At 70.7% G+C, this 19,767-nt stretch carries 16 protein-coding genes, 1 tRNA gene, 1 pseudogene and 1 riboswitch; of the genes and pseudogenes, 14 read left to right on the forward strand and 4 right to left on the reverse strand.

Translation table 11 applies throughout. The features are described from left to right. Positions 1–23: 23 nt before the first annotated feature. The 10 genes and pseudogenes from M8J74_RS32405 to M8J74_RS32450 all read left to right on the forward strand — a co-directional run bounded on the left by M8J74_RS32405 (position 24) and on the right by M8J74_RS32450 (position 11,830). A complete protein-coding gene (locus M8J74_RS32405; protein ID WP_308406138.1) occupies positions 24–1,043 on the forward strand; it encodes a nucleoside triphosphate pyrophosphohydrolase in 1,020 nt (339 codons plus the stop codon). A 105-nt stretch (positions 1,044–1,148) separates the two neighbouring features. After that, on the forward strand, positions 1,149–2,465 hold the full coding sequence (locus M8J74_RS32410) for a cytochrome P450 family protein (RefSeq protein ID WP_249839864.1): 1,317 nt from the start codon (positions 1,149–1,151) through the stop codon (positions 2,463–2,465). Positions 2,466–2,620: 155 nt separating this feature from the next. Continuing rightward, complete coding sequence (locus M8J74_RS32415; protein WP_249839865.1) at positions 2,621–3,592, forward strand: LysM peptidoglycan-binding domain-containing protein; 972 nt, start codon at positions 2,621–2,623, stop codon at positions 3,590–3,592. Positions 3,593–3,787: 195 nt separating this feature from the next. Further along, positions 3,788–3,958: riboswitch (cyclic di-AMP (ydaO/yuaA leader) on the forward strand. A 3-nt stretch (positions 3,959–3,961) separates the two neighbouring features. Continuing rightward, complete coding sequence (locus M8J74_RS32420; protein ID WP_249839866.1) at positions 3,962–4,645, forward strand: LysM peptidoglycan-binding domain-containing protein; 684 nt, start codon at positions 3,962–3,964, stop codon at positions 4,643–4,645. 378 nt (positions 4,646–5,023) lie between these two features. After that, positions 5,024–6,310 carry a phosphopyruvate hydratase gene (gene eno, locus M8J74_RS32425; protein WP_058924887.1) on the forward strand — a complete coding sequence of 429 codons (1,287 nt, stop codon included), beginning with the start codon at positions 5,024–5,026 and terminating at the stop codon, positions 6,308–6,310. Positions 6,311–6,418: 108 nt separating this feature from the next. Beyond that, positions 6,419–6,895 carry an FtsB family cell division protein gene (locus M8J74_RS32430; RefSeq protein WP_249839867.1) on the forward strand — a complete coding sequence of 159 codons (477 nt, stop codon included), beginning with the start codon at positions 6,419–6,421 and terminating at the stop codon, positions 6,893–6,895. 23 nt (positions 6,896–6,918) lie between these two features. Beyond that, positions 6,919–7,368: pseudogene (locus M8J74_RS44870) on the forward strand (DUF501 domain-containing protein); the annotation flags it as partial. 153 nt (positions 7,369–7,521) lie between these two features. Beyond that, entirely contained in the window at positions 7,522–8,478 is a 957-nt protein-coding gene (locus M8J74_RS32440) for a Ppx/GppA phosphatase family protein (RefSeq protein ID WP_249839888.1), read from the forward strand. A gap of 444 nt (positions 8,479–8,922) precedes the next feature. Beyond that, positions 8,923–10,302 carry an NAD(P)/FAD-dependent oxidoreductase gene (locus M8J74_RS32445; RefSeq protein WP_249839868.1) on the forward strand — a complete coding sequence of 460 codons (1,380 nt, stop codon included), beginning with the start codon at positions 8,923–8,925 and terminating at the stop codon, positions 10,300–10,302. Positions 10,303–10,528: 226 nt separating this feature from the next. After that, the gene (locus tag M8J74_RS32450) at positions 10,529–11,830 is read left to right on the forward strand and encodes an SAM-dependent methyltransferase (RefSeq protein WP_249839869.1); all 1,302 of its coding nucleotides are present in this window, start codon (positions 10,529–10,531) and stop codon (positions 11,828–11,830) included. 68 nt (positions 11,831–11,898) lie between these two features. Here the strand turns inward: M8J74_RS32450 and M8J74_RS32455 are convergent, their stop codons facing one another. Together M8J74_RS32455 and M8J74_RS32460 are read right to left on the reverse strand one after the other, a co-directional pair. Further along, complete coding sequence (locus M8J74_RS32455; RefSeq protein ID WP_249839870.1) at positions 11,899–14,427, reverse strand: ABC transporter permease; 2,529 nt, start codon at positions 14,425–14,427, stop codon at positions 11,899–11,901. After that, on the reverse strand, positions 14,427–15,200 hold the full coding sequence (locus M8J74_RS32460) for an ABC transporter ATP-binding protein (RefSeq protein WP_249839871.1): 774 nt from the start codon (positions 15,198–15,200) through the stop codon (positions 14,427–14,429). Before M8J74_RS32460 ends, M8J74_RS32455 begins: the two co-directional genes overlap by 1 nt. A 416-nt stretch (positions 15,201–15,616) precedes the next feature. On the opposite strand from M8J74_RS32460, the gene M8J74_RS32465 reads away from it, so the two are divergent. Further along, positions 15,617–15,700 (forward strand) — tRNA-Leu (locus tag M8J74_RS32465). A 160-nt stretch (positions 15,701–15,860) separates the two neighbouring features. Here M8J74_RS32465 and M8J74_RS32470 read toward each other — a convergent pair. Beyond that, positions 15,861–16,109, reverse strand: coding sequence for a hypothetical protein (locus M8J74_RS32470; protein ID WP_239015294.1), 249 nt, complete (start codon positions 16,107–16,109; stop codon positions 15,861–15,863). A 200-nt stretch (positions 16,110–16,309) separates the two neighbouring features. Then, positions 16,310–16,708 carry a helix-turn-helix domain-containing protein gene (locus M8J74_RS32475; protein WP_249839872.1) on the reverse strand — a complete coding sequence of 133 codons (399 nt, stop codon included), beginning with the start codon at positions 16,706–16,708 and terminating at the stop codon, positions 16,310–16,312. Positions 16,709–16,941: 233 nt separating this feature from the next. Between M8J74_RS32475 and M8J74_RS32480 the strand changes: the two genes are divergently transcribed. From M8J74_RS32480 to M8J74_RS32490, 3 genes are all read left to right on the forward strand, one after another. Continuing rightward, positions 16,942–17,157, forward strand: a complete 216-nt coding sequence (locus tag M8J74_RS32480; protein ID WP_203237716.1) for a hypothetical protein — start codon at positions 16,942–16,944, stop codon at positions 17,155–17,157. Between the two features lie 52 nt (positions 17,158–17,209). After that, positions 17,210–17,428: a hypothetical protein gene (locus tag M8J74_RS32485; protein ID WP_142152400.1), complete on the forward strand. Its 219-nt coding sequence runs from the start codon at positions 17,210–17,212 to the stop codon at positions 17,426–17,428. A gap of 152 nt (positions 17,429–17,580) precedes the next feature. Continuing rightward, entirely contained in the window at positions 17,581–19,491 is a 1,911-nt protein-coding gene (locus M8J74_RS32490; protein WP_249839873.1) for a zinc metalloprotease, read from the forward strand. The last annotated feature ends 276 nt before the right edge of the window (positions 19,492–19,767 follow it).

Genomic DNA, 19,767 nt, shown 5'->3' on the forward strand with positions numbered 1-19,767 from the left:
GTGACGTGCGTTAGCTTCGAATCGTGAACGCAACCAGCTTCGACCCCGCCCCGGACCCGGCCTCCGACCAGGACCCCGACCAGGCCCTCGCCCCCGGCCGCGTCGTCCTGCTGACCACCAGCCACCGTGTCGCGCCCGGCCTGATGTCCTGGCCCGCCTGGCAGGTCCTGCACGCCGCCGACCGCGTGCTGTGCGCGGACGGCGCCCACCCGCAGCTGCCGTATCTGCGGGAGGCGGGCCTACGGGTCGACGAGGCGTCCCCGACGGCGCAGGAGCTGGTGGCCGCCTGCACCGGCGGCCGCACCGTGGTCGTCGTCGCCACGGGCGAGGGCGAGCCCGCCCTCACCGACGGTCTGGCCCGCCTCGCCGGCTCCGGCCGGGTCAGCATGCCCGAGCTGGAACTCCTCCCTGCCTCCTACGACCTCCCCGGCGCCCGTCTGCTGGACCTCGTCCAGGTCATGGACCGCATCCGCGCCGAGTGCCCCTGGTCCTCGCAGCAGACCCACAAGGGCCTGGCGAAGTACGGCATCGAGGAGGCCTACGAACTCGTCGAGGCGATCGAGGACGGCGACCGCGAAGAGCTGCGCGAGGAACTGGGCGACGTCCTGCTCCAGGTCGTCTTCCACTCCCGCATCGCCGAGGAGGACCCCGACGCCCCCTTCTCCATCGACGACGTGGCAGGCGGCATCGTCGCCAAGCTCATCCACCGCCACCCGCACGTCTTCGGCGACGAGACCGCCTCGACCCCGGAGGAGGTCAAGGAGCACTGGCTGCGCACCAAGGCGATCGAGAAGCAACGGGAGTCGGTGACGGACGGCATACCTCTCGGGCAGCCGGGCCTCGCCCTCGCCGCGAAGCTCGCCTCGCGGGTGCGGACGGCCGGGCTGGAGGTGCCGCTGCCCACCGGGCAGGGCGTCGGGTACGAGCTGCTGGCGCTGGCGGCGCGGGCGGAGGCGGAGGGAGTGGACCCCGAGGCGGCGCTGCGGGTCGCGGCGAGGGCTTACCGGGACGCGGTCCGGGCAGCGGAGGGGCTCGAAGGGTAGTTCCGTCGCCGCGGGAGCGGTGCCCGGTGCCCGGGCCGCCGGCGGCGCCGCAGACCGCCCGGGCGCGAGGGCGGCCCTCCGGGAAATCCCGGATACGGTCGGGGAGTGACCGACCAGCCCCGCCCCGACACCCCCGCCCGCGCCTCTGCCCCCGCGATGCCCGACCTCTTCACCTGGGAATTCGCCACCGACCCCTACCCCGCCTACGCCTGGCTGCGCGCGCACGCCCCCGTGCATCGGACGACCCTGCCCAGCGGGGTCGAGGCCTGGCTGGTCACGCGGTACGCCGACGCCAAGCAGACCCTCGCCGACCACCGGCTGTCCAAGAACCCGGCCCACCACGACGAGCCCGCCCACGCCAAGGGCAAGACGGGCATCCCCGGTGAGCGCAAGGCCGAGTTGATGACGCATCTGCTCAACATCGACCCGCCCGACCACACCCGGCTGCGGCGTCTCGTCTCGAAGGCGTTCACACCCCGTCGGGTGGCCGAGTTCGCGCCGCGCGTCCAGCAGTTGACCGATCAGTTCATCGACGGGTTCGCGGCGAAGGGCGAGGCCGACCTCATCCACGAGTTCGCCTTCCCGCTGCCCATCTACGCGATCTGCGACCTGCTCGGCGTCCCCCGCGAGGACCAGGACGACTTCCGGGACTGGGCGGGCATGATGATTCGGCATCAGGGCGGCCCCAGGGGCGGGGTGGCGCGGTCGGTGAAGAAGATGCGTGGGTATCTCGCCGACCTCATCCACCGCAAGCGCGCCGCCCTCCCGGACACCCCCGCCCCCGGCGAGGACCTCATCTCCGGCCTGATCCGCGCCTCCGACCACGGCGAGCACCTCACCGAGAACGAGGCCGCGGCGATGGCCTTCATCCTGCTCTTCGCGGGCTTCGAGACCACCGTCAACCTCATCGGCAACGGCACCTACGCCCTCCTCACCCACCCCGAGCAGCGGACCCGCCTGCAGACCTCCCTCGCGGCGGGCGAGCGCGGCCTGTTGGAGACCGGCGTGGAGGAACTCCTGCGCTACGACGGCCCGGTGGAGCTCGCCACGTGGCGGTTCGCCACCGAGCCGCTCACCATCGGCGGACAGGACATCGCGGCCGGCGACCCCGTCCTCGTCGTCCTCGCCGCCGCCGACCGCGACCCCGCCCGCTTCACCGATCCCGACACCCTCGACCTGTCCCGGCGTGACAACCAGCATCTGGGGTACGGCCATGGCATCCACTACTGCCTCGGCGCCCCGCTGGCCCGGCTGGAGGGCCAGACCGCCCTCGCTACCCTGCTCACCCGGCTGCCGGACCTCCGACTGGCCGGGGATCCGGGGGAGTTGAGGTGGCGGGGCGGGCTCATCATGCGCGGACTGCGCACGCTCCCGGTCGAGTTCACCCCGGTCGAGGCAGCGCGACCCACCGCGCAAACGTGACACGCGCTCAAGTCTGTGATCTTCACGTGATCTACGCGGCATTAACTTGTGACAAGTGATCGGTTGCCGCTACGTTCACGGATCAACAGCGGCGCGAAGGTTTGGCCCAAGGTTCACGCGCCGCGGTCACTGCTGTCTCGCGAAAGGCCCTCCGCATGCTCTCCGGGAACGGTCGTCACCGTCGCCCCCGCCAGGCTCCGGCTCTCCTCGTCGCGGCCGGAGTGACCGGCTCCGCCATCGCGATCCCGCTGTTCGCGGCGGGCGGCGCCAGCGCCGCCGACGGGACCACCTGGGACAAGGTGGCGCAGTGCGAGACGGGTGGCTCCTGGAGCGAGAACAGTGGCAGCGGCTTCTACGGCGGCCTGAAGCTCTCTCAGGCGGACTGGGAGAAGTACGGCGGCCTCGACTACGCCACCCGGCCCGACCTGGCCAGCCGCAACCAGCAGATAGCCGTCGCGGAGAAGCTCCTGGACGCCGAGGGCGTCGGCGCCTTCCATACCTGTGGACTGACGTCGGGGCTGAGCAAGGACTCCGGTTCGGCCGACGTGGACACCGGCATCGGGGGCGGCTCGTCCGACTCGTCCGGTTCGTCGGACAGTTCGAACTCCACCGGTTTGTCCAATTCGTCGGGCACCGCGTCGAGCGACCCCTCCGGCGATTCCGCCTCGTCGGACGCGTCCGGTTCACCCTCGGCCACTCCCGGTTCTTCTTCTCATTCCACCGGTAAGTCCAGCAAATCGGGCAAGTCGGCCTCGCCTTCCACTTCGGCTTCGAGTGCCTCCCAGGGGGCCGGTGGCTCTTCCGGTGACCGGTCGAAGAGTGACGAGTCGGACAATTCCCGGCAGGCGCTGGGTTCCTGGAGCCTCGTCGACACCGGGGCGGTCGACTCCACGCCCGCCGCCGGCGGCACCGGCAAGCACCGCGGCGCCAGCGCCGACGAGAGCGGCGTGAAGCCCGCCGGGCGCGACTCCTACACCGTGCACACCGGCGACACTCTCGCCTCCATCGCCGACTCCCTTGACCTGGACGGCGGATGGCGCGCGCTCTACGACGCGAACAAGCAGGCCATCGGTACCGACCCGAACCACATCTTCACCGGTCAGACCCTCGATCTCCCTGCCGAATAGGGCCAAATGAGGCGGGAGTTCACGTCACACTTCGCGCTGAATGTCCGGTTTGGTGAAAGTGTGGGATGAGTCTCAGAGGCCCTGATCGTCTTTGAAATTCGGCGGATTCCGTGTCTACGGTCGTGACCGCTCGGCAACCCGAGCCCCGTCTGCCGCAACGCCGAATCCTGCCAGCGGCCGTACGGGAACAGTCGTCGCTTCACAGCGCCGTAGGCAGGAGCGGGGGACCCAAGGTAAGTGCCCCACCGGGTGGTTGACGGTGGTGGCTCGGGGTGTAGCCGCGGCTCGCGAGAGCGAGTCCGCGGCCGGGCAACTCAACCGGCCCGAACCCGACAGCTCACCTCGCAGGCGTCGGTGAGGGGATCCACCATGCTGTTTTCCAGCAAGGGCAAGCACCGTCGTCCGTCCAAGGCCACCCGCGCCGCCGCGCTCGCCGGTGTCACCGGTGTCGCCATCGCCGCCCCGCTGATGGCGGCCGGCAACGCCTCCGCCGCCACCGCCTCCGAGTGGGACGCGGTCGCCCAGTGCGAGTCGGGCGGCAACTGGTCCATCAACACCGGCAACGGCTACTACGGCGGTCTGCAGTTCTCCGCCTCCACCTGGGCCGCGTACGGCGGCACCGCGTACGCCGCGCAGGCCAACCAGGCCTCCAAGGCGCAGCAGATAGCCGTCGCCGAGAAGGTTCTCGCCTCCCAGGGCAAGGGCGCCTGGCCGGTCTGCGGCACGGGCCTGTCCAGCGCCGCCTACAACGGCGCCGGCGCCTCCACCGGCTCGTCGAGCAGCACCACCACCCGCTCGACCACCGAGCAGCAGGCCTCGCGCTCCTCCGAGCGTCCGGCCCCCAAGAAGTCGACCAAGACCGTCACCACCCCGACCGGCAAGAAGGTCAAGAAGGGTGACGGCGAGTACAAGGTCGTCAAGGGCGACACCCTCAGCTCCATCGCCTCCGCGCACAAGGTCAAGGGCGGCTGGAAGAAGCTGTTCGACCTGAACAAGGGCATCGTCGAGGACGCCAACCTGATCTACCCGGGTCAGCAGCTGCACCTGAAGTAAGGCACAGCCGACATACAGGCCCCGCACATCCGTGTCCCCCACCGTGGAGGTGCGTGAGGGCCACCCCCGTCCCCACGGGCTCCCCGCTCCGGTGCGTCTTCCCCCGTACGCACCGGAGCGGGGCTTTTCTCTGCCCGCGGCCGGTCCGCCGCCCGCCCGCCGCCGGCCCGTCGCCCGCGCCTCGTCGCCCGGGATACATGCTGTGTTCACCCGCCTTTGTTCCGGGCGTGAACAATAGGTACCGTCTGTCCTTGTCCACGGGACGGTCGGTCGGCTGGCCGATGGCCCCGGGGCGGTTAGGCTCTAGTCGCAAGGCCGAGGTAGGGCCTAAAGAAGGCCCACGTGCCCCGCACAACCAGCGTCACATCCACGAAGGAGATGCTCGTGCCGTCCATCGACGTCGTCGTAGCCCGGGAAATCCTGGACTCCCGAGGCAACCCCACGGTCGAGGTCGAGGTCGGCCTCGACGACGGCAGCACGGGTCGTGCCGCCGTCCCGTCCGGCGCCTCCACGGGCGCCTTCGAGGCCATCGAGCTCCGCGACGGCGACCCCAACCGCTACAAGGGCAAGGGTGTCGAGAAGGCCGTCCTCGCCGTCATCGAGCAGATCGGCCCGGAGCTGGTCGGCTACGACGCCACCGAGCAGCGCCTGATCGACCAGGCCATGTTCGACCTGGACGCCACCGACAACAAGGGCTCGCTCGGCGCCAACGCCATCCTCGGCGTCTCGCTCGCCGTCGCCCACGCCGCCTCCGAGGCCAGCGACCTCCCCCTGTTCCGCTACCTGGGCGGCCCGAACGCGCACCTGCTGCCGGTGCCGATGATGAACATCCTGAACGGCGGCTCGCACGCCGACTCCAACGTGGACATCCAGGAGTTCATGATCGCCCCGATCGGCGCGGAGACCTTCTCCGAGGCCCTGCGCTGGGGCGCCGAGGTCTACCACACCCTCAAGTCCGTGCTGAAGTCCAAGGGCCTGGCCACCGGCCTCGGCGACGAGGGCGGCTTCGCCCCGAACCTGGGCTCCAACCGTGACGCCCTAGACCTGATCCTCGAGGCCATCAAGCAGGCCGGGTACGTCCCCGGCGAGCAGATCGCCCTCGCGCTCGACGTCGCCGCCTCCGAGTTCTACAAGGACGGCAAGTACCAGTTCGAGGGCAAGGACCGCTCGGCCGCCGAGATGACGGAGTACTACGAGGAGCTCGTGGCGGCCTACCCGCTCGTCTCCATCGAGGACCCGCTGTTCGAGGACGACTGGGCCGGCTGGAAGGTCCTCACGGACAAGCTCGGCGACAAGGTGCAGATCGTCGGCGACGACCTGTTCGTCACCAACCCCGAGCGCCTGGCCCGCGGCATCGAGGAGGGCACCGCCAACGCCCTGCTGGTGAAGGTGAACCAGATCGGCTCGCTGACCGAGACCCTGGACGCCGTCGAGCTCGCCCAGCGCAACGGCTTCAAGTGCATGATGTCCCACCGCTCCGGCGAGACCGAGGACGTCACCATCGCCGACCTCGCCGTCGCCACCAACTGCGGCCAGATCAAGACCGGCGCCCCGGCCCGCTCCGAGCGCGTCGCCAAGTACAACCAGCTGCTGCGCATCGAGGAGATCCTCGACGACGCCGCGGTGTACGCCGGCCGCAGCGCCTTCCCGCGCTTCAAGGGCTGAGCCGCAAAGGGTCAATCCTGCGCCAGTCGTACGTACGTCCCCGTACCGGTCCCGTACCGTGTGCGGGGACGTACGCACGTGTGAACGGCATGAACGGGAGGCGCGGACATGGCCGTGAAGGACCGGGACCGGTTCTCCACCGCGACCAGGCTCAGGCTGCTCGGCGAGCAGACGGCGGCCCGGGTCTACCGCTCCCAGACCAAACGGCAGGCCCGCCGCTCCCGGCTGACGGGCCGGGCCGCGCTGCTCGCCCTGGTGCTGTGCACCCTCGTCGTGGCCTTGGCCTACCCGATAAGGCAGTACGTCTCCCAGCGTGCCGAGATCTCCGACCTGGAGCGCCAGAAGCAGCAGGCCAAGGAGCGGGTCGAGCAGCTGCGCGACCTCAAGGCGCGCTGGAAGGACGACTCCTACGCCGAGCAGCAGATCCGGCGGCGGCTGCACTACGTGATGCCGGGCGAGACGGGATACGTCGTCGTCGACCCGGACCGCGCCAGGCAGTCGCGCGCCGAACTGGGCGCCGCCGACCGCCCGTGGTACGCGAACGTCTGGGACGGGGTCGACAAGTCCGACGCCTCCGACCAGTGACCTGAGCAGAAAGACAGTTCTCCGTGGAAACGCCTCCGCCGCCCACCCCGCGCACCGAGCCCACCGACGCCGACGTCGAGGCCTTCAAGCAGCAGCTCGGGCGGCCGCCGCGCGGGCTGCGCGCGATCGCCCACCGCTGCCCGTGCGGACAGCCGGACGTCGTGGAGACGGCGCCCCGGCTGCCGGACGGCACGCCCTTCCCGACGACGTACTACCTGACGTGCCCGCGCGCCGCCTCGGCCATCGGCACGCTGGAGGCGAACGGCGTCATGAAGGAGATGACGGAGCGGCTGCAGACCGACCCGGAGCTGGCCGCCGCCTACCGGGCCGCGCACGAGGACTACATCCGGCGCCGGGACGAGATCGAGGTCCTGGAGGGCTTCCCGAGCGCGGGCGGCATGCCGGACCGGGTGAAGTGCCTGCACGTGCTGGTGGGTCACTCCCTGGCCGCGGGTCCGGGCGTGAACCCGCTGGGCGACGAGGCGATCGCGATGCTGCCCGAGTGGTGGCGCAAGGGCCCGTGCGTACAGCCGCTTGCGGCTCCCGACCCGGCCGACGAACTCCCCGGCGAGGAGGCCGAGGAGGACCCGACCGTGATCCGCAGCGGCTTCTTCTCCGCCCGGCCGATGACGCCCAGGGGCTTCACCCGGGTCGCCGCGGTCGACTGCGGCACCAACTCCATCCGGCTGCTGGTCGCCGACGTCAACCCCGGCACCGGCGAACTGCTGGAGCTGGACCGGCGGATGACGATCGTGCGGCTCGGCCAGGACGTGGACCGCACCGGCCGGCTGGCGCCGGAGGCGCTGGAGCGGACGTTCGCGGCCTGCCGTGAGTACGCGGAGGTGATCCGCGACCTCGGCGCCGAGAAGGTCCGTTTCGTGGCCACCTCGGCCTCCCGGGACGCCTCCAACCGGGACGACTTCGTCCGCGGCGTCGTCGACATCCTCGGCGTCGAGCCCGAGGTGATCTCCGGCGAGCAGGAGGCGGAGTTCTCCTTCACCGGCGCGACCAACGAGCTGAAGGGCCGCGACGACCTGGCCCGGCCGTACCTGGTCGTGGACATCGGCGGGGGGTCGACGGAGTTCGTCGTGGGGGACGACCATGTGCGGGCCGCGCGCTCGGTGGACGTCGGCTGTGTGCGGATGACCGAGCGGCACCTCGTGGTCGACGGTGCCGCCGGCGACCCGCCCTCCGAGGAGCAGATCGCGGCCATGCGCGCCGACATCGAGCGGGCGCTGGACCTCGCCGAGGAGACGGTCCCGCTCGGCGAGGCGCGGACCCTGGTCGGGCTCGCCGGATCGGTGACCACGGTGTCGGCCATCGCCCAGGACCTGCCCGCGTACGACTCCGCGCGCATCCACCACTCCCGTGTCTCGCGCGAGCGCGTCCGCGAGATCACCGAACGGCTGCTGCGCTCCACCCACGCCGAGCGCGCGGCCGTCCCCTCGATGCACCCCGGGCGCGTCGACGTCATCGCGGCCGGGGCCCTCGTCCTGCTGTCGATCATGGAGCGGACGGGCGCCGAGGAGGTCGTCGTCAGCGAGCACGACATCCTCGACGGCATCGCGTGGTCGGTGGCGTAGGTCTCGTTTGTTACCGATGGGTAGCTCTCTGACGAGCAGGTCGGATAGCGTATGAGCATCACGGAGGGGCCTTCGCGGGCCCCTCCGTGATGTGTCCGCCGGAAAGTTCGTGAAGTTCTTCACAAGGAATTCCGTCCCCGGAGACCGTGAAACGGTCCCGGTTGGGCCTTTCGAGGGCCCGAAGGCCCCTTGAACATGTTCAGAATCGTGGTATGAAGGGGGTTCCGGAGGCCCTCGCGGAGAGGTGTTTCGGAGGGCTCACCGCACCTCCGCGGGCCCAGAGAGGCAGCTCACGCGGCATTGACAACGGGTCGTAACGGACCCGGCCCGAGGGCCGGCAACAGGACCTGTGCCACGTGGGTCGCGGAGGATAACACACCCCCTGTCGGAGCTTGTGAAGGGGCGCACGAGCTACCCCCCTCAGGCGGGTGGATACTCGATGCCATGAGCACCACGGAGCGTCCCAGGATCCTCGTAGTAGGCGGTGGGTACGTAGGCCTGTACGCAGCTCGGCGCATCCTCAAGAAGATGCGCTACGGCGAGGCGACCGTCACGGTCGTCGACCCCCGGTCGTACATGACCTACCAGCCCTTCCTCCCCGAAACCGCAGCCGGCAACATCTCCCCGCGCCACGTCGTCGTCCCGTTGCGACGCGTGCTGCCGAAGGCGGAGGTCCTCACCGGCCGCGTCACCACCATCGACCAGGACCGCAAGGTGGCCACGATCTCCCCGCTGGTCGGTGAGGCGTACGAGCTGCCCTTCGACTACCTGGTGATCGCGCTCGGCGCGGTCTCCCGCACCTTCCCGATCCCCGGCCTCGCCGAGCAGGGCATCGGCATGAAGGGCATCGAGGAGGCCATCGGCCTGCGCAACCACGTGCTGGAGCAGCTGGACAAGGCCGACTCCACCACGGACGAGGAGATCCGCCGCAAGGCCCTCACCTTCGTCTTCATCGGCGGCGGCTTCGCCGGCGCGGAGACCATCGGTGAGGTCGAGGACATGGCCCGCGACGCGGCCAAGTACTACAAGAACGTCTCCCGCGAGGACATGCGCTTCGTCCTCGTGGACGCCGCCGACAAGATCCTGCCCGAGGTCGGCCCCAAGCTGGGCGCCTACGGCAAGGAGCACCTGGAGAGCCGCGGCGTGGAGATCTACCTCTCCACCTCGATGGACTCCTGCGTCGACGGTCACGTCGTGCTGAAGAACGGCCTCGAGGTCGACTCCAACACGATCGTGTGGACCGCCGGTGTGAAGCCCAACCCGGCGCTGGCCCGCTACGGCCTGCCGCTCGGCCCCCGCGGTCACGTCGACTGCGAGCCGACCCTCCAGGTCAAGGGCACCGACTACATCTGGGCCGCCGGCGACAACGCCCAGGTCCCGGACCTCGTCGGCCGCAAGGCGGGCAACGAGAACGCCTGGTGCCCGCCGAACGCCCAGCACGCGCTGCGTCAGGCCAAGGTCCTCGGCGACAACGTCATCTCCGGCATGCGGGGCTTCCCGCAGAAGGACTACAGCCACGCCAACAAGGGTGCGGTGGCCGGTCTCGGCCTGCACAAGGGCGTCGCGATGATCGTCATGGGCAAGATGAAGATCAAGCTCAAGGGCCGTCTCGCCTGGTACATGCACCGTGGCTACCACGGCATGGCGATGCCGACCTTCAACCGCAAGATCCGCGTCTTCGCCGACTGGACCCTCGGCATGTTCCTCAAGCGCGAGGTCGTCTCCCTGGGCGCTATGGAGAACCCCCGCGAGGAGTTCTACGAGGCCGCCAAGCCCGTCCCGGCGGCGGCGAAGCAGGAGAAGACCGAGGCCAAGGCCTCCTGACCGCAGCCCCGGTCGCCGCACGAACCGAGGGACCTCCCGCCATCCGTGGTGCGGGAGGTCCTTCGGCGTTCCGGACGGCGGGCACGGCTCCGAATGGGCGACCCAAGTAGATGGTCCCTGCACCTTTTTGCATATTCGTGACGGCTGCGGGGGACTGCACAGTCGCCCGGGTTTTGTTTACGTGGTGCTGGGCATTCCGGGATCGCCTGTCACGGAGGTGTGCGCCATGGCCGACGCCGCGTCGCGGCTGAAGAGCCTCGTCGAGCAGTTGCTGGGAGCGCCGTTGCCGGTGCGCATCCGCGCCTGGGACGGTTCGCAGGCGGGGCCGCCGGACGCGCCCGCCCTGGTCGTGCGCAACCGCCGCGCCGTGCGCCGCCTGCTGTGGAAACCGGGGGAGCTGGGGCTCGCGCGGGCCTGGGTCGCCGGGGACCTCGACATCGAGGGGGACCTGTACGCCGCCCTCGACCTCATGGCCGAACTGGTGTGGGAGCGCGGGGAGGACGCCCGCGGCCTGGTGCAGATGCTGCGGGACCCCGAGGTACGGGCCGCCGCGCGCGGACTGGTGCGGATCGCCGGGCTGCCGCTGCCGCCCGCCCCGCCGCGCGAGGAGGTCCGCAGGGCCCGCCACCTGCACACCAAGCGCACCGACCAACGCGCCATCAGCCACCACTACGACGTCGGCAACGACTTCTACGAGATCGTCCTCGGCCCGTCGATGGTCTACTCGTGCGCCTACTGGCCCGCCCCGGACGCCACCCTGGAGCAGGCCCAGCACGACAAGCTCGAACTCGTCTGCCGCAAGCTCGGTCTGACGAAGGGACAGCGACTCCTCGACGTCGGCTGCGGCTGGGGCTCCATGGCCGTCCACGCGGCACGCGAGCACGGTGTGCGCGTCGTCGGCATCACGCTCTCCCACGAACAGGCCGCCTACGCCCGCAAGCGCGTCGCCGAGGAGGGGCTGACCGACCGGGTCGAGATCCGGGTGCAGGACTACCGGGACGTCGCCGACGGGCCCTACGACGCGATCTCCTCGATCGGGATGGCCGAACACGTGGGCGCGGACCGGTATTTGGAGTACGCCGAGACCCTGCGCCGGCTGCTGCGGCCGGGCGGACGGCTGCTCAACCACCAGATCGCGCGCCGCCCGCAGCGCGACGAGTCGGCGTACGACGTCGACGAGTTCATCGACGCCTACGTCTTCCCCGACGGCGAGCTCGCGCCCCTCGGCACGACGGTCACCCAGCTCGAACGCGCCGGGTTCGAGGTGCGCGACGTGGAGTCCCTCCGCGAGCACTACGGGCTCACGCTGCGCCGGTGGGTGGCCAACCTGGAGGCCCAGTGGCCGCGGGCGGCACGGCTCGCCGGGCCGGGGCGGGCCAGGGTGTGGCGGCTGTACATGGCCGCCAGCGCCCTCGCCTTCGAGCACAACCGCATCGGCGTCAACCAGGTGCTGGCCGTACGGACCCCGAAGGACGGCGGGGCCGGAATGCCGCTGCGGGCGCGGACATGGGGACCGCACCCCTCGTAGCGGAGCCCGTGCGCACACACGAGGGGGCCCCGTCCGCGCACCGGACGGGGCCTCCTCGTGCCATGCCGCTACTCCGACTTGATCGCCGTCAGCATGTTCAGGCGGGCCGCGCGCCGGGCCGGCCACAGGGCCGCCAGGATGCCGACCGTCGCCGCGAGCAGCAGGAAGACGGCCATCCGCGCCCAGGGCAGGACCAGTTCGTACGTCGCCATCTTCGTGCCGAGCAGCTCGCCGGCCGCCCAGCCGAAGAAGACGCCCAGCCCGATGCCGAGCACCCCGCCGAACAGGGAGATGACCAGGGACTCCAGGCGCACCATGCGCTTGACGCCCTTGCGGTCCAGGCCGATCGCGCGGAGCATGCCGATCTCCTGCGAGCGTTCGAAGACCGACATGGCCAGAGTGTTGATGACACCGAGGACGGCCACGATCACCGCCATGGCCAGCAGGCCGTAGAGCATGTTCAGCATCAGCGTGAACATCTGCGCGATGTCGTTCGACAGGTCCTGCTTGCTCTGGACCTTGATCGCCGGGTTGGTGCCGAGGGCCTTCTCCAGCTTGTCCTTCGTGGCGCTGGACGCCCCGTCGGCCGTCTGGACCAGGACCCGCATGTCGCCCGGGTCGGTCGTGTGCGGGGTGACGACGGCCTTGTCGAGCAGGATGCCCCGGATCAGTTCGTTGCCCTCGTAGATCCCGGACACGGTCAGGCGGGACGACTTGCCGTCCTCGTAGTGCGCGGTGAAGGCCGAGCCGGCCTTCCAGCCGTGCGAACGGGCGGTGTCCTTGTCGACGACGACCTGGGTGCCGTCCACCGTGAAGGTGCCCTGGTCGACCTTGAGGTCGGTCAGCTTCCCGATCGCCGCGCCGTTCACACCGGTCAGAGACTCGCCCGTGCCGTCGATGCGCGAGTAGACGTTGCGCAGCGGGCTGGTGGCGGTGACCCCGCCGGTCGCGTTCAGCTTCCGGTCGACGTCCGGCGAGAGGTAGTTGCCGTTCGCCATGGAGACCACGTAGTCGGCCCTGATCGCCGAGGAGGCCATCTTGTCGATCGACTTCTGCAGGCTGCCCGCCATCACCGTCATGCCGGTGATGAGGGTGAGCCCGATCATCAGCGCGGAGGCGGTGGCCGCGGTGCGGCGCGGGTTGCGCACCGAGTTCTGGCGGGCCAGCTTGCCGGCGACGCCGAAGACGCGGAGGAGCGGTGCCGCGGCCGCGATCAGCGGGCGCGACAGCAGCGGCGTGAGGATGAAGACGCCGATGATGAGCAGGACCGCGCCGAGACCCATCGGGGCCTGACCGTCCGAGCCGTCCATCGTCGTGGCGGCCAGGACCACCGCGACGCCCGCCGCGGCGAACAGCGCGCCCAGCGTGTTGCGCAGCACCAGCGACTTGGTGGTGGCCTGGGCGTGGACGCTGCTCATCGCGGCGACCGGCGGGATCTTCGCGGCCCGGCGGCCGGGCAGCCAGGCCGCCAGCATCGTGATGACGATGCCGACCACGAGGGCGGTCGCGACCGTGCCCGGCGTGACGATCAGCGGCCCGTCCGGGACGGTGGCGCCGAGGGTGCCCATCAGCGAGCGCAGGCCGGCGCCGATGCCGATGCCCGCGACCAGGCCCGTGACCCCCGCGACCGTGCCGACCACGAACGCCTCGATCAGCACCGACCGGGTCACCTGGCGGCGCGAGGCGCCGACCGCGCGCATCAGCGCGAGTTCCCGGGTGCGCTGGGCGACCAGCATGGTGAAGGTGTTGGCGATGATGAACGTGCCGACGAAGAGCGCGATGCCCGCGAAGACCAGCAGGCCCTGCTTGAGCCCGCTCATCGAGGAGGAGATCTGCTCGGCCTGGTCGTCGGCGAGCTTCTTGCCGGTGGTGGTCTCCACCAGCTTCGTGCCCAGCGCCTTGTCCAGTTCGGTCTTCAGCGCGGTCTGGGAGGTGCGGGCGGCGGCCGTCACGTCGATCTCGTCGTACGTGCCCGGCTTGCCGAACAGCTTCTGGGCGGTGGCCGTGTCGAACAGGGCGAGGCTGCCGCCGGCGGCGACGTTGCCGTCGTCGGTGGTGAAGACGCCGCTGATCCTGGGGCTGAGGACCGGGCCGTCGACGGAGAGGCGGACGGTGTCGCCGACCGTGTACCCGGCGCGCCGGGCCGTCTTGGCGTCGATGGCGACCTCGTCCGCGCCGTGCGGCGCGCGGCCGGACTTCAGCGGGTACCGGGCGTCCTTGTCGCCCCAGTAGTTCCCGCCCTGCGACTGGAAGCCGCGGCCGATGAGCTTGCCGTGCTTGTCGGCGATGGCCGTGAAGCCGTTGACGACGCCGACCGCGGAGGCGGCGCCCGGCACCTTCGCGCTCCGGTCGAGCATGGCCTGGGTCAGCTCGGGCGTCTTGCCGATCGTGTTGCCCTTGTCCTCCTGGGACTTGGCGGACACGGCGACGTCGACCCGGTCGAAGCCCTTGGCCGAACTGTTCTGGTAGGCGTCGGAGATGGTGTTGGTGAAGACCAGGGTCCCGGAGACGAACGCGACGCCGAGCATCACGGCGAGCACGGTCATCAGCAGCCTGGCCTTGTGCGCAAGCACGTTGCGCAGGGCGGTGCGGAACATCAGCTCGTACGGCCCTTCGCGTCGAACTGCTTCATGAAGTCGAGGACCGTCTCGGCCGTCGGGCCGTACATGTGGTCGACGATCCGTCCGTCCGCGAGGAACACCACCCGGTCCGCGTACGCCGCCGCCACCGGGTCGTGGGTCACCATCACCACCGTCTGCCCCAACTCCCGTACGGAGTTGCGCAGGAAGCCCAGCACCTCGGCGCCGGAGCGGGAGTCGAGGTTTCCGGGCGGCTCGTCGCCGAAGATGATGTCCGGCTTGGAGGCGAGGGCGCGGGCGACGGCGACGCGCTGCTGCTGGCCGCCGGAGAGCTGGGAGGGGCGGTGCCCGAGCCGGTCGCGCAGGCCCACCATCTGGATGACGGTGTCCAGCCACTGCTTGTCCGGCCTGCGGCCCGCGATGTCCATCGGGAGGGTGATGTTCTCCAGGGCCGTGAGGGTCGGCAGCAGGTTGAACGCCTGGAAGATGAAGCCGATCTTGTCCCGGCGCAACTTGGTGAGCTGCTTGTCCTTGAGCGAGCCCAGCTCGGTCTCGCCGATGCGCACCGAGCCGGAGGAGAAGGTGTCGAGGCCGGCCACGCAGTGCATCAGCGTGGACTTGCCCGACCCGGAGGGGCCCATGATCGCGGTGAACTCGGCCTGCCGGAAGTCCACGGAGACGCGGTCCAGGGCGACCACCTGGGTCTCGCCCTGTCCGTAGATCTTCGAAAGATCCGTGGCGCGTGCGGCCACGGTCGCGGTGGACCGGTCGGCGACGGGTGTGGTGGTCACGGGAAGGGACTCCTCGCGGGGACGACGTCGGGAAGGGACGTGTTCCATGGTGGTCGCCGAACAGGCCCGTGTAGTCAGTCGCAGTTCCGGTTCCGGGGGGCGACTCGGGTCTGATCCGGTGCCGCGGTGTCATACCTGGGGATGACGGGAGACCCTGACGGCCGGGTGGGGCGCAAGCGCTTGCTCGGGCAGACGTCGAGAACCGGTGGAGCACCCTCGTTCGGGCGGTGAAATTCCGTCATTCCGCATGCGTGCGCGGGCGTCTCACGCAAGGCTATTGGCAAGTGCTGATGGCGTGTTCCTTGTGCTGATGCACCCTCAGACGTCAATAAAATAAGACAACATCGCTCCGTGGGGCCGCTGTTCGGGGGAGGCATCCCGATAGGCTCGGAACCTCGACGCGGAGCCCATGGCCTGCCCGGATGGTGGAATGCAGACACGGCGAGCTTAAACCTCGCTGCCCCTTCGCGGGCGTGCCGGTTCAAGTCCGGCTCCGGGCACTACCGCGCCCACGGGACGAAGCGTTCCGTGGTCGGTCGTCACGCTTCGTGTGCGGCGCGGCCTTCGGGCGCGGCTCACCGTTCGCGCGCGGTTCGGTCTTCGCGCGCGGTTCTGCCTTCGCGCACCGCTCGGCCGCGCGGCTCGGTCTTCGGGTACGGCTCAGCCTTCGTAGACCGTGAGGACGGCGCCGTCGACCTCTATCCGGCGGCCCGGGCGCAGCCCGCCGCGCAGTTTCTCCAGACAGCTGTGGAACAGCTCCAGTTCCTCGGCGTCCAGGATCGCGGCGGCCAGGTCCACGAGTTCGGCCACCGCTCCCTCCGTGAGCACCTCGGGCAGTTCGCCCGAGAGCAGGACGACCGATTGGCCGGCGGGTCCGCGGACCACGGCCGTGGCCGGTCCGCCATGCACGAACAACACACTTCCCCCCAGGGGCCCGGCGTGGTCGTGGGGCGGCTCACGCTTCTCGGGCAGGACGAGAGACTAGCGGGGGATCTCGGCGCTTTCGGGCGAGTTGAATTCTTTTTCCGACTTGACGGACTCGGCGCGTCCGGGGGCCGTACGGTGCCCGTCCGTGCTCGCCGGATGGCGCGGGTCGGCTCGACCGGCCGTCACTTCTCCGGCGTGCGGGGGGCCGAGCGGTCGAGCAGCGACTCCACGAGGGCGGTCACATGCCGGCGGTCGTCGGCCGAGAGCTTCTGCACGCTGGCGATGAGCAGGTCGACCTCGGGGTCGGTGGCGCCGGCGTCCGACCCGGCGGTGTCCGGGCTGCCGTAGACGTGGATGCCGCACGCCTCGGCGGCGGCGCGGCGCACGGTGTCCAACGGCAGTTCCAGCCCCTTGGACAGTCCCTCCAGGGTGGCCGACTGGGGCATGCGGACGACGCGCTCGGTGGTGGCGAGGTGGTGGACGGTGGAGCGCGGGACGCCGCCGCGGCGTGCGACATCGCCGTAGGACCAGCCCTTGTGGTCGAGGCGGTCACGGATCAACTGCTGCAGTGCGTTGGCCACGGGTGGGTCACTTCCTGCTGGCTGTGTCGGCTGGACCGTCCATGTCGGGGCCGATTCTACGGTCGTGGCCCCGGGTCGCCGAAAGGGTGATTCCCCGAACGGGTTGCGCAACCGCCCCGCGAGGCCCTAGTGTCCAATCTCGTTGGACAGCCCGTCCGACCAGATTGGACAGAGTCCGGGGGGAACCTGACGCTGTCTGATCGGAAGTGCCCATCCCTGAGGGGGAATTGATCATGATGAACGCCCACGAGCTTGAGGCCGAGTCCGCGGAGCTGCTGCCGGGTCGCGAGGCCCTGGGTCGGCTGAAGTTCAGCTTCGGCAAGACGGTCAACGTCACCAAGCACGTCGCCCACATCTCGGCGCACAACGAGTCCGCGGCCCTCAACGACCACTCCTCGTGGTCCGTGGCCGACTCCGGTGCCGCCCAGAACATCATCGTCCAGCAGTAACGCTCGCGCTCCACCTCACCACCCACCCGAGAACACCGAAAGGACATACGTCATGAGCATGGACATGCGCGAGCTGGACACCGAGAGCGCGGAGCTGCTGCCGGGCCGTGAGGCCCTGGGCCGGCTGAAGTTCAGCTTCGGCAAGACGGTCAACGTCACCAAGCACGTCGCCCACATCTCGGCGCACAACGAGTCCGCGGCCCTGAACGACCACTCCTCGTGGTCGGACGCCCAGTCGCAGGCGACGCAGAACATCACCGTCCAGCAGTAGCGGCACCCGCCACCGTGGCGGCCAGGGGGCGGACCGTGAGCAACTGACGGCCCGGTCCGCCCCCACGGCGCGTTCCGGGGGGAACCCGCCGCGCTTCCGGGGGGAAGCGGCGGGTCCGGGGAAGCGCCGAGGACTCTGGGGGGAGACCACACATGACAGTGCTCGGCAACGGTCCGACGGCGCTGTACGACACCGGGCCCGTGCCCGGACCCGGCGGCTGGCCGGTGACCTACGAGCAGGTCGCGACGGGCAAGCTGCCCGTCGTCGAACAGCCGCCGGAACCGGCCCCGCGGCTGAGCGCGGGGCTGCAACTGCACGGCGAGTACCAGGGGTCGGGCTTCACCGACCCCAAGTACATCGCCCGTCGGGGGGACGGGCAGGTCGTGCAGCTGTCCCGGTTGCTGTACCTGGTGGCGTCGAGCATCGACGGCGTCCGCGACGCCGAGACGATCGCCCACCGGGTCAGCGCGCGGTTCGGCCGCGAGGTCAGCGGCGACAACGTCCGCTACCTGGTGGAGAACAAGCTCCAGCCGCTCGGTGTGACGGTGCCCGCCGGCCAGGAGGACGACGAGGTCGACGCCCCGCGCTCCGACCTGCTGCTCGCCCTCAAGGGCCACCGGGTCATCTTCGACGAGAAGCGGACGGCGCGGATCGCGGCGGCCTTCGCCTGGCTGCACAAACCGGCCGTCGTCGTGGCCGTCCTGCTGTCGGCGGTGGCCATGGACGTGTGGCTGTTCGGCTTCTTCGGGGCGATCGAGCCGGTCCTGCAGGTCCTCGACCAGCCGGTGCTGATCCTCATCGTCTTCGTGCTGACGGTGGCCTCGCTCGTCTTCCACGAGTTCGGCCACGCCTCCGCCTGCAAGTACGGCGGGGCCCGGCCCGGCTGCATCGGCTGCGGGCTGTTCCTCATCTGGCCGTCGATGTACACCGACGTGACGGACGTCTACCGGATCGGGCGGGGCGGGCGCATCCGCACCGACCTGGGCGGGGTGTACTTCAACGTCGTCTTCATGCTCGCCATGGCCGCGGCGTACTTCGCGACCGGGATGCAGTTCTTCCTGGCCGCGGTGTACCTGGGGCATTTCGAGATCCTCGAGCAGCTCATGCCGGCCGTCCGGCTGGACGGCTACTACATCCTGGGCGACCTCGCCGGGGTGCCGGACCTCTACGGCAAGATCAAGCCGATCCTGCTGAGCCTGCTGCCGGGCGCGAAGGGGGCGGCGGCCCGCCAGGAGGTCGCGGGGCTGAAGAAGTCGGCCCGGCACATCGTCGCCACCTGGGTGCTGACGATGGTGCCGCTGATCGTCGGCGAGCTGGGGTACGCGCTGTGGAATCTGCCGCGCATCCTGGCCACGATGACGCGGTCGCTGACCGAGCAGATCATCGGTACGGGGGCCGCGTTCGGGGACGGGCGGATCGCCGAGGGTCTCGTCGGGGTGATCGGCTGCGTGATGCTGCTGTGCCCCATGGCGGGTGTCCTCTACCTGTCCGTGAAGCTGGGCGGCCGGCTCTTCCGCGCCGCGAAGCGCTCCACGGCCGGCCGGCCCCGCCTGCGGATCGTGGTGTGCGCGCTCGCGCTGGCCGGGCTGACCGGGCTCAGCTACGCGTGGGTGTCCGGGATGACCCCGAAGCCGCTGCCGAAGCAGCCGCCGATCGCGCCCATCCTGCAGCCGGGGGTGTCCACGGAGCCTCCGGGCCCCCAGGACGCCTCGACACCCGGCGGGCGCGGGTCGCACGACTCCTCCGGCATCGGCGCCTCGCTGTCGCCGTCGGCGTCGCCCGGCCCGTCCGGTCTGCACGGCAGTCCCTCGCCGGGGGCGTCGGCGAGCGCGTCCGCCGCGGCGTCGGCGTCGCCGTCGGCCTCGAAGTCGGCCCGGCCGGGCGGGAGCTCGTCGTCGTCCAGGACGGACGGGCCGGGGACCGGTCCGACCGCGACGTCCTCCGCCCCCGGCGGCATCCCGTCGGGTCCGCAGCCGTCGCCGACCCCCTCGGAGAGCGTGCCGCCCTCACCCACCGAGGCTCCCTCGTCACCACCGGCCAGCGCGTCGCCGGCGGCGACCTGAGGGCCGCCGGCGTGGCCTCGGCGGGGTGGACGTCCCCGCTTCGGCCACGGCGGCGAAACCACGGCACGGCGGTTCCGGGCGGGGGCACGCGGGCCCGGCGGCGTCGGGGTTCGGGCGGGGGCCCGTACGGCGGGTCGGTGCGGCGGCTTGGGGACGGGCCGCCGCACCGGCTTCCCCGGTGCGTGACCCCGCCCCCCGTCGCGGCGTCCGTCCGCACCGCCGCGCCTCGTCGGCGCCGCCTCCGTTTCACCCAGTCCGTTCCGATCCTGATCCATC

It is taken from the genome of Streptomyces panaciradicis (assembly GCF_023516615.1).
Classification (GTDB): Bacteria; Actinomycetota; Actinomycetes; order Streptomycetales; family Streptomycetaceae; genus Streptomyces; species Streptomyces panaciradicis.

Excerpts from the sequence above, each read along its gene's own strand:
- M8J74_RS32415 (WP_249839865.1), top strand. The coding sequence starts at position 2,621 with ATGCTCTCCGGGAACGGTCGTCACCGTCGCCCCCGCCAGGCTCCGGCT.
- M8J74_RS32420 (WP_249839866.1), top strand. The coding sequence starts at position 3,962 with ATGCTGTTTTCCAGCAAGGGCAAGCACCGTCGTCCGTCCAAGGCCACC.
- eno (WP_058924887.1), top strand. The coding sequence starts at position 5,024 with ATGCTCGTGCCGTCCATCGACGTCGTCGTAGCCCGGGAAATCCTGGAC.
- M8J74_RS32430 (WP_249839867.1), top strand. The coding sequence starts at position 6,419 with ATGGCCGTGAAGGACCGGGACCGGTTCTCCACCGCGACCAGGCTCAGG.
- M8J74_RS32440 (WP_249839888.1), top strand. The coding sequence starts at position 7,522 with ATGACGCCCAGGGGCTTCACCCGGGTCGCCGCGGTCGACTGCGGCACC.
- M8J74_RS32445 (WP_249839868.1), top strand. The coding sequence starts at position 8,923 with ATGAGCACCACGGAGCGTCCCAGGATCCTCGTAGTAGGCGGTGGGTAC.
- M8J74_RS32450 (WP_249839869.1), top strand. The coding sequence starts at position 10,529 with ATGGCCGACGCCGCGTCGCGGCTGAAGAGCCTCGTCGAGCAGTTGCTG.
- M8J74_RS32455 (WP_249839870.1), bottom strand. The coding sequence starts at position 14,427 with ATGTTCCGCACCGCCCTGCGCAACGTGCTTGCGCACAAGGCCAGGCTG.
- M8J74_RS32480 (WP_203237716.1), top strand. The coding sequence starts at position 16,942 with ATGATGAACGCCCACGAGCTTGAGGCCGAGTCCGCGGAGCTGCTGCCG.
- M8J74_RS32485 (WP_142152400.1), top strand. The coding sequence starts at position 17,210 with ATGAGCATGGACATGCGCGAGCTGGACACCGAGAGCGCGGAGCTGCTG.
- M8J74_RS32490 (WP_249839873.1), top strand. The coding sequence starts at position 17,581 with ATGACAGTGCTCGGCAACGGTCCGACGGCGCTGTACGACACCGGGCCC.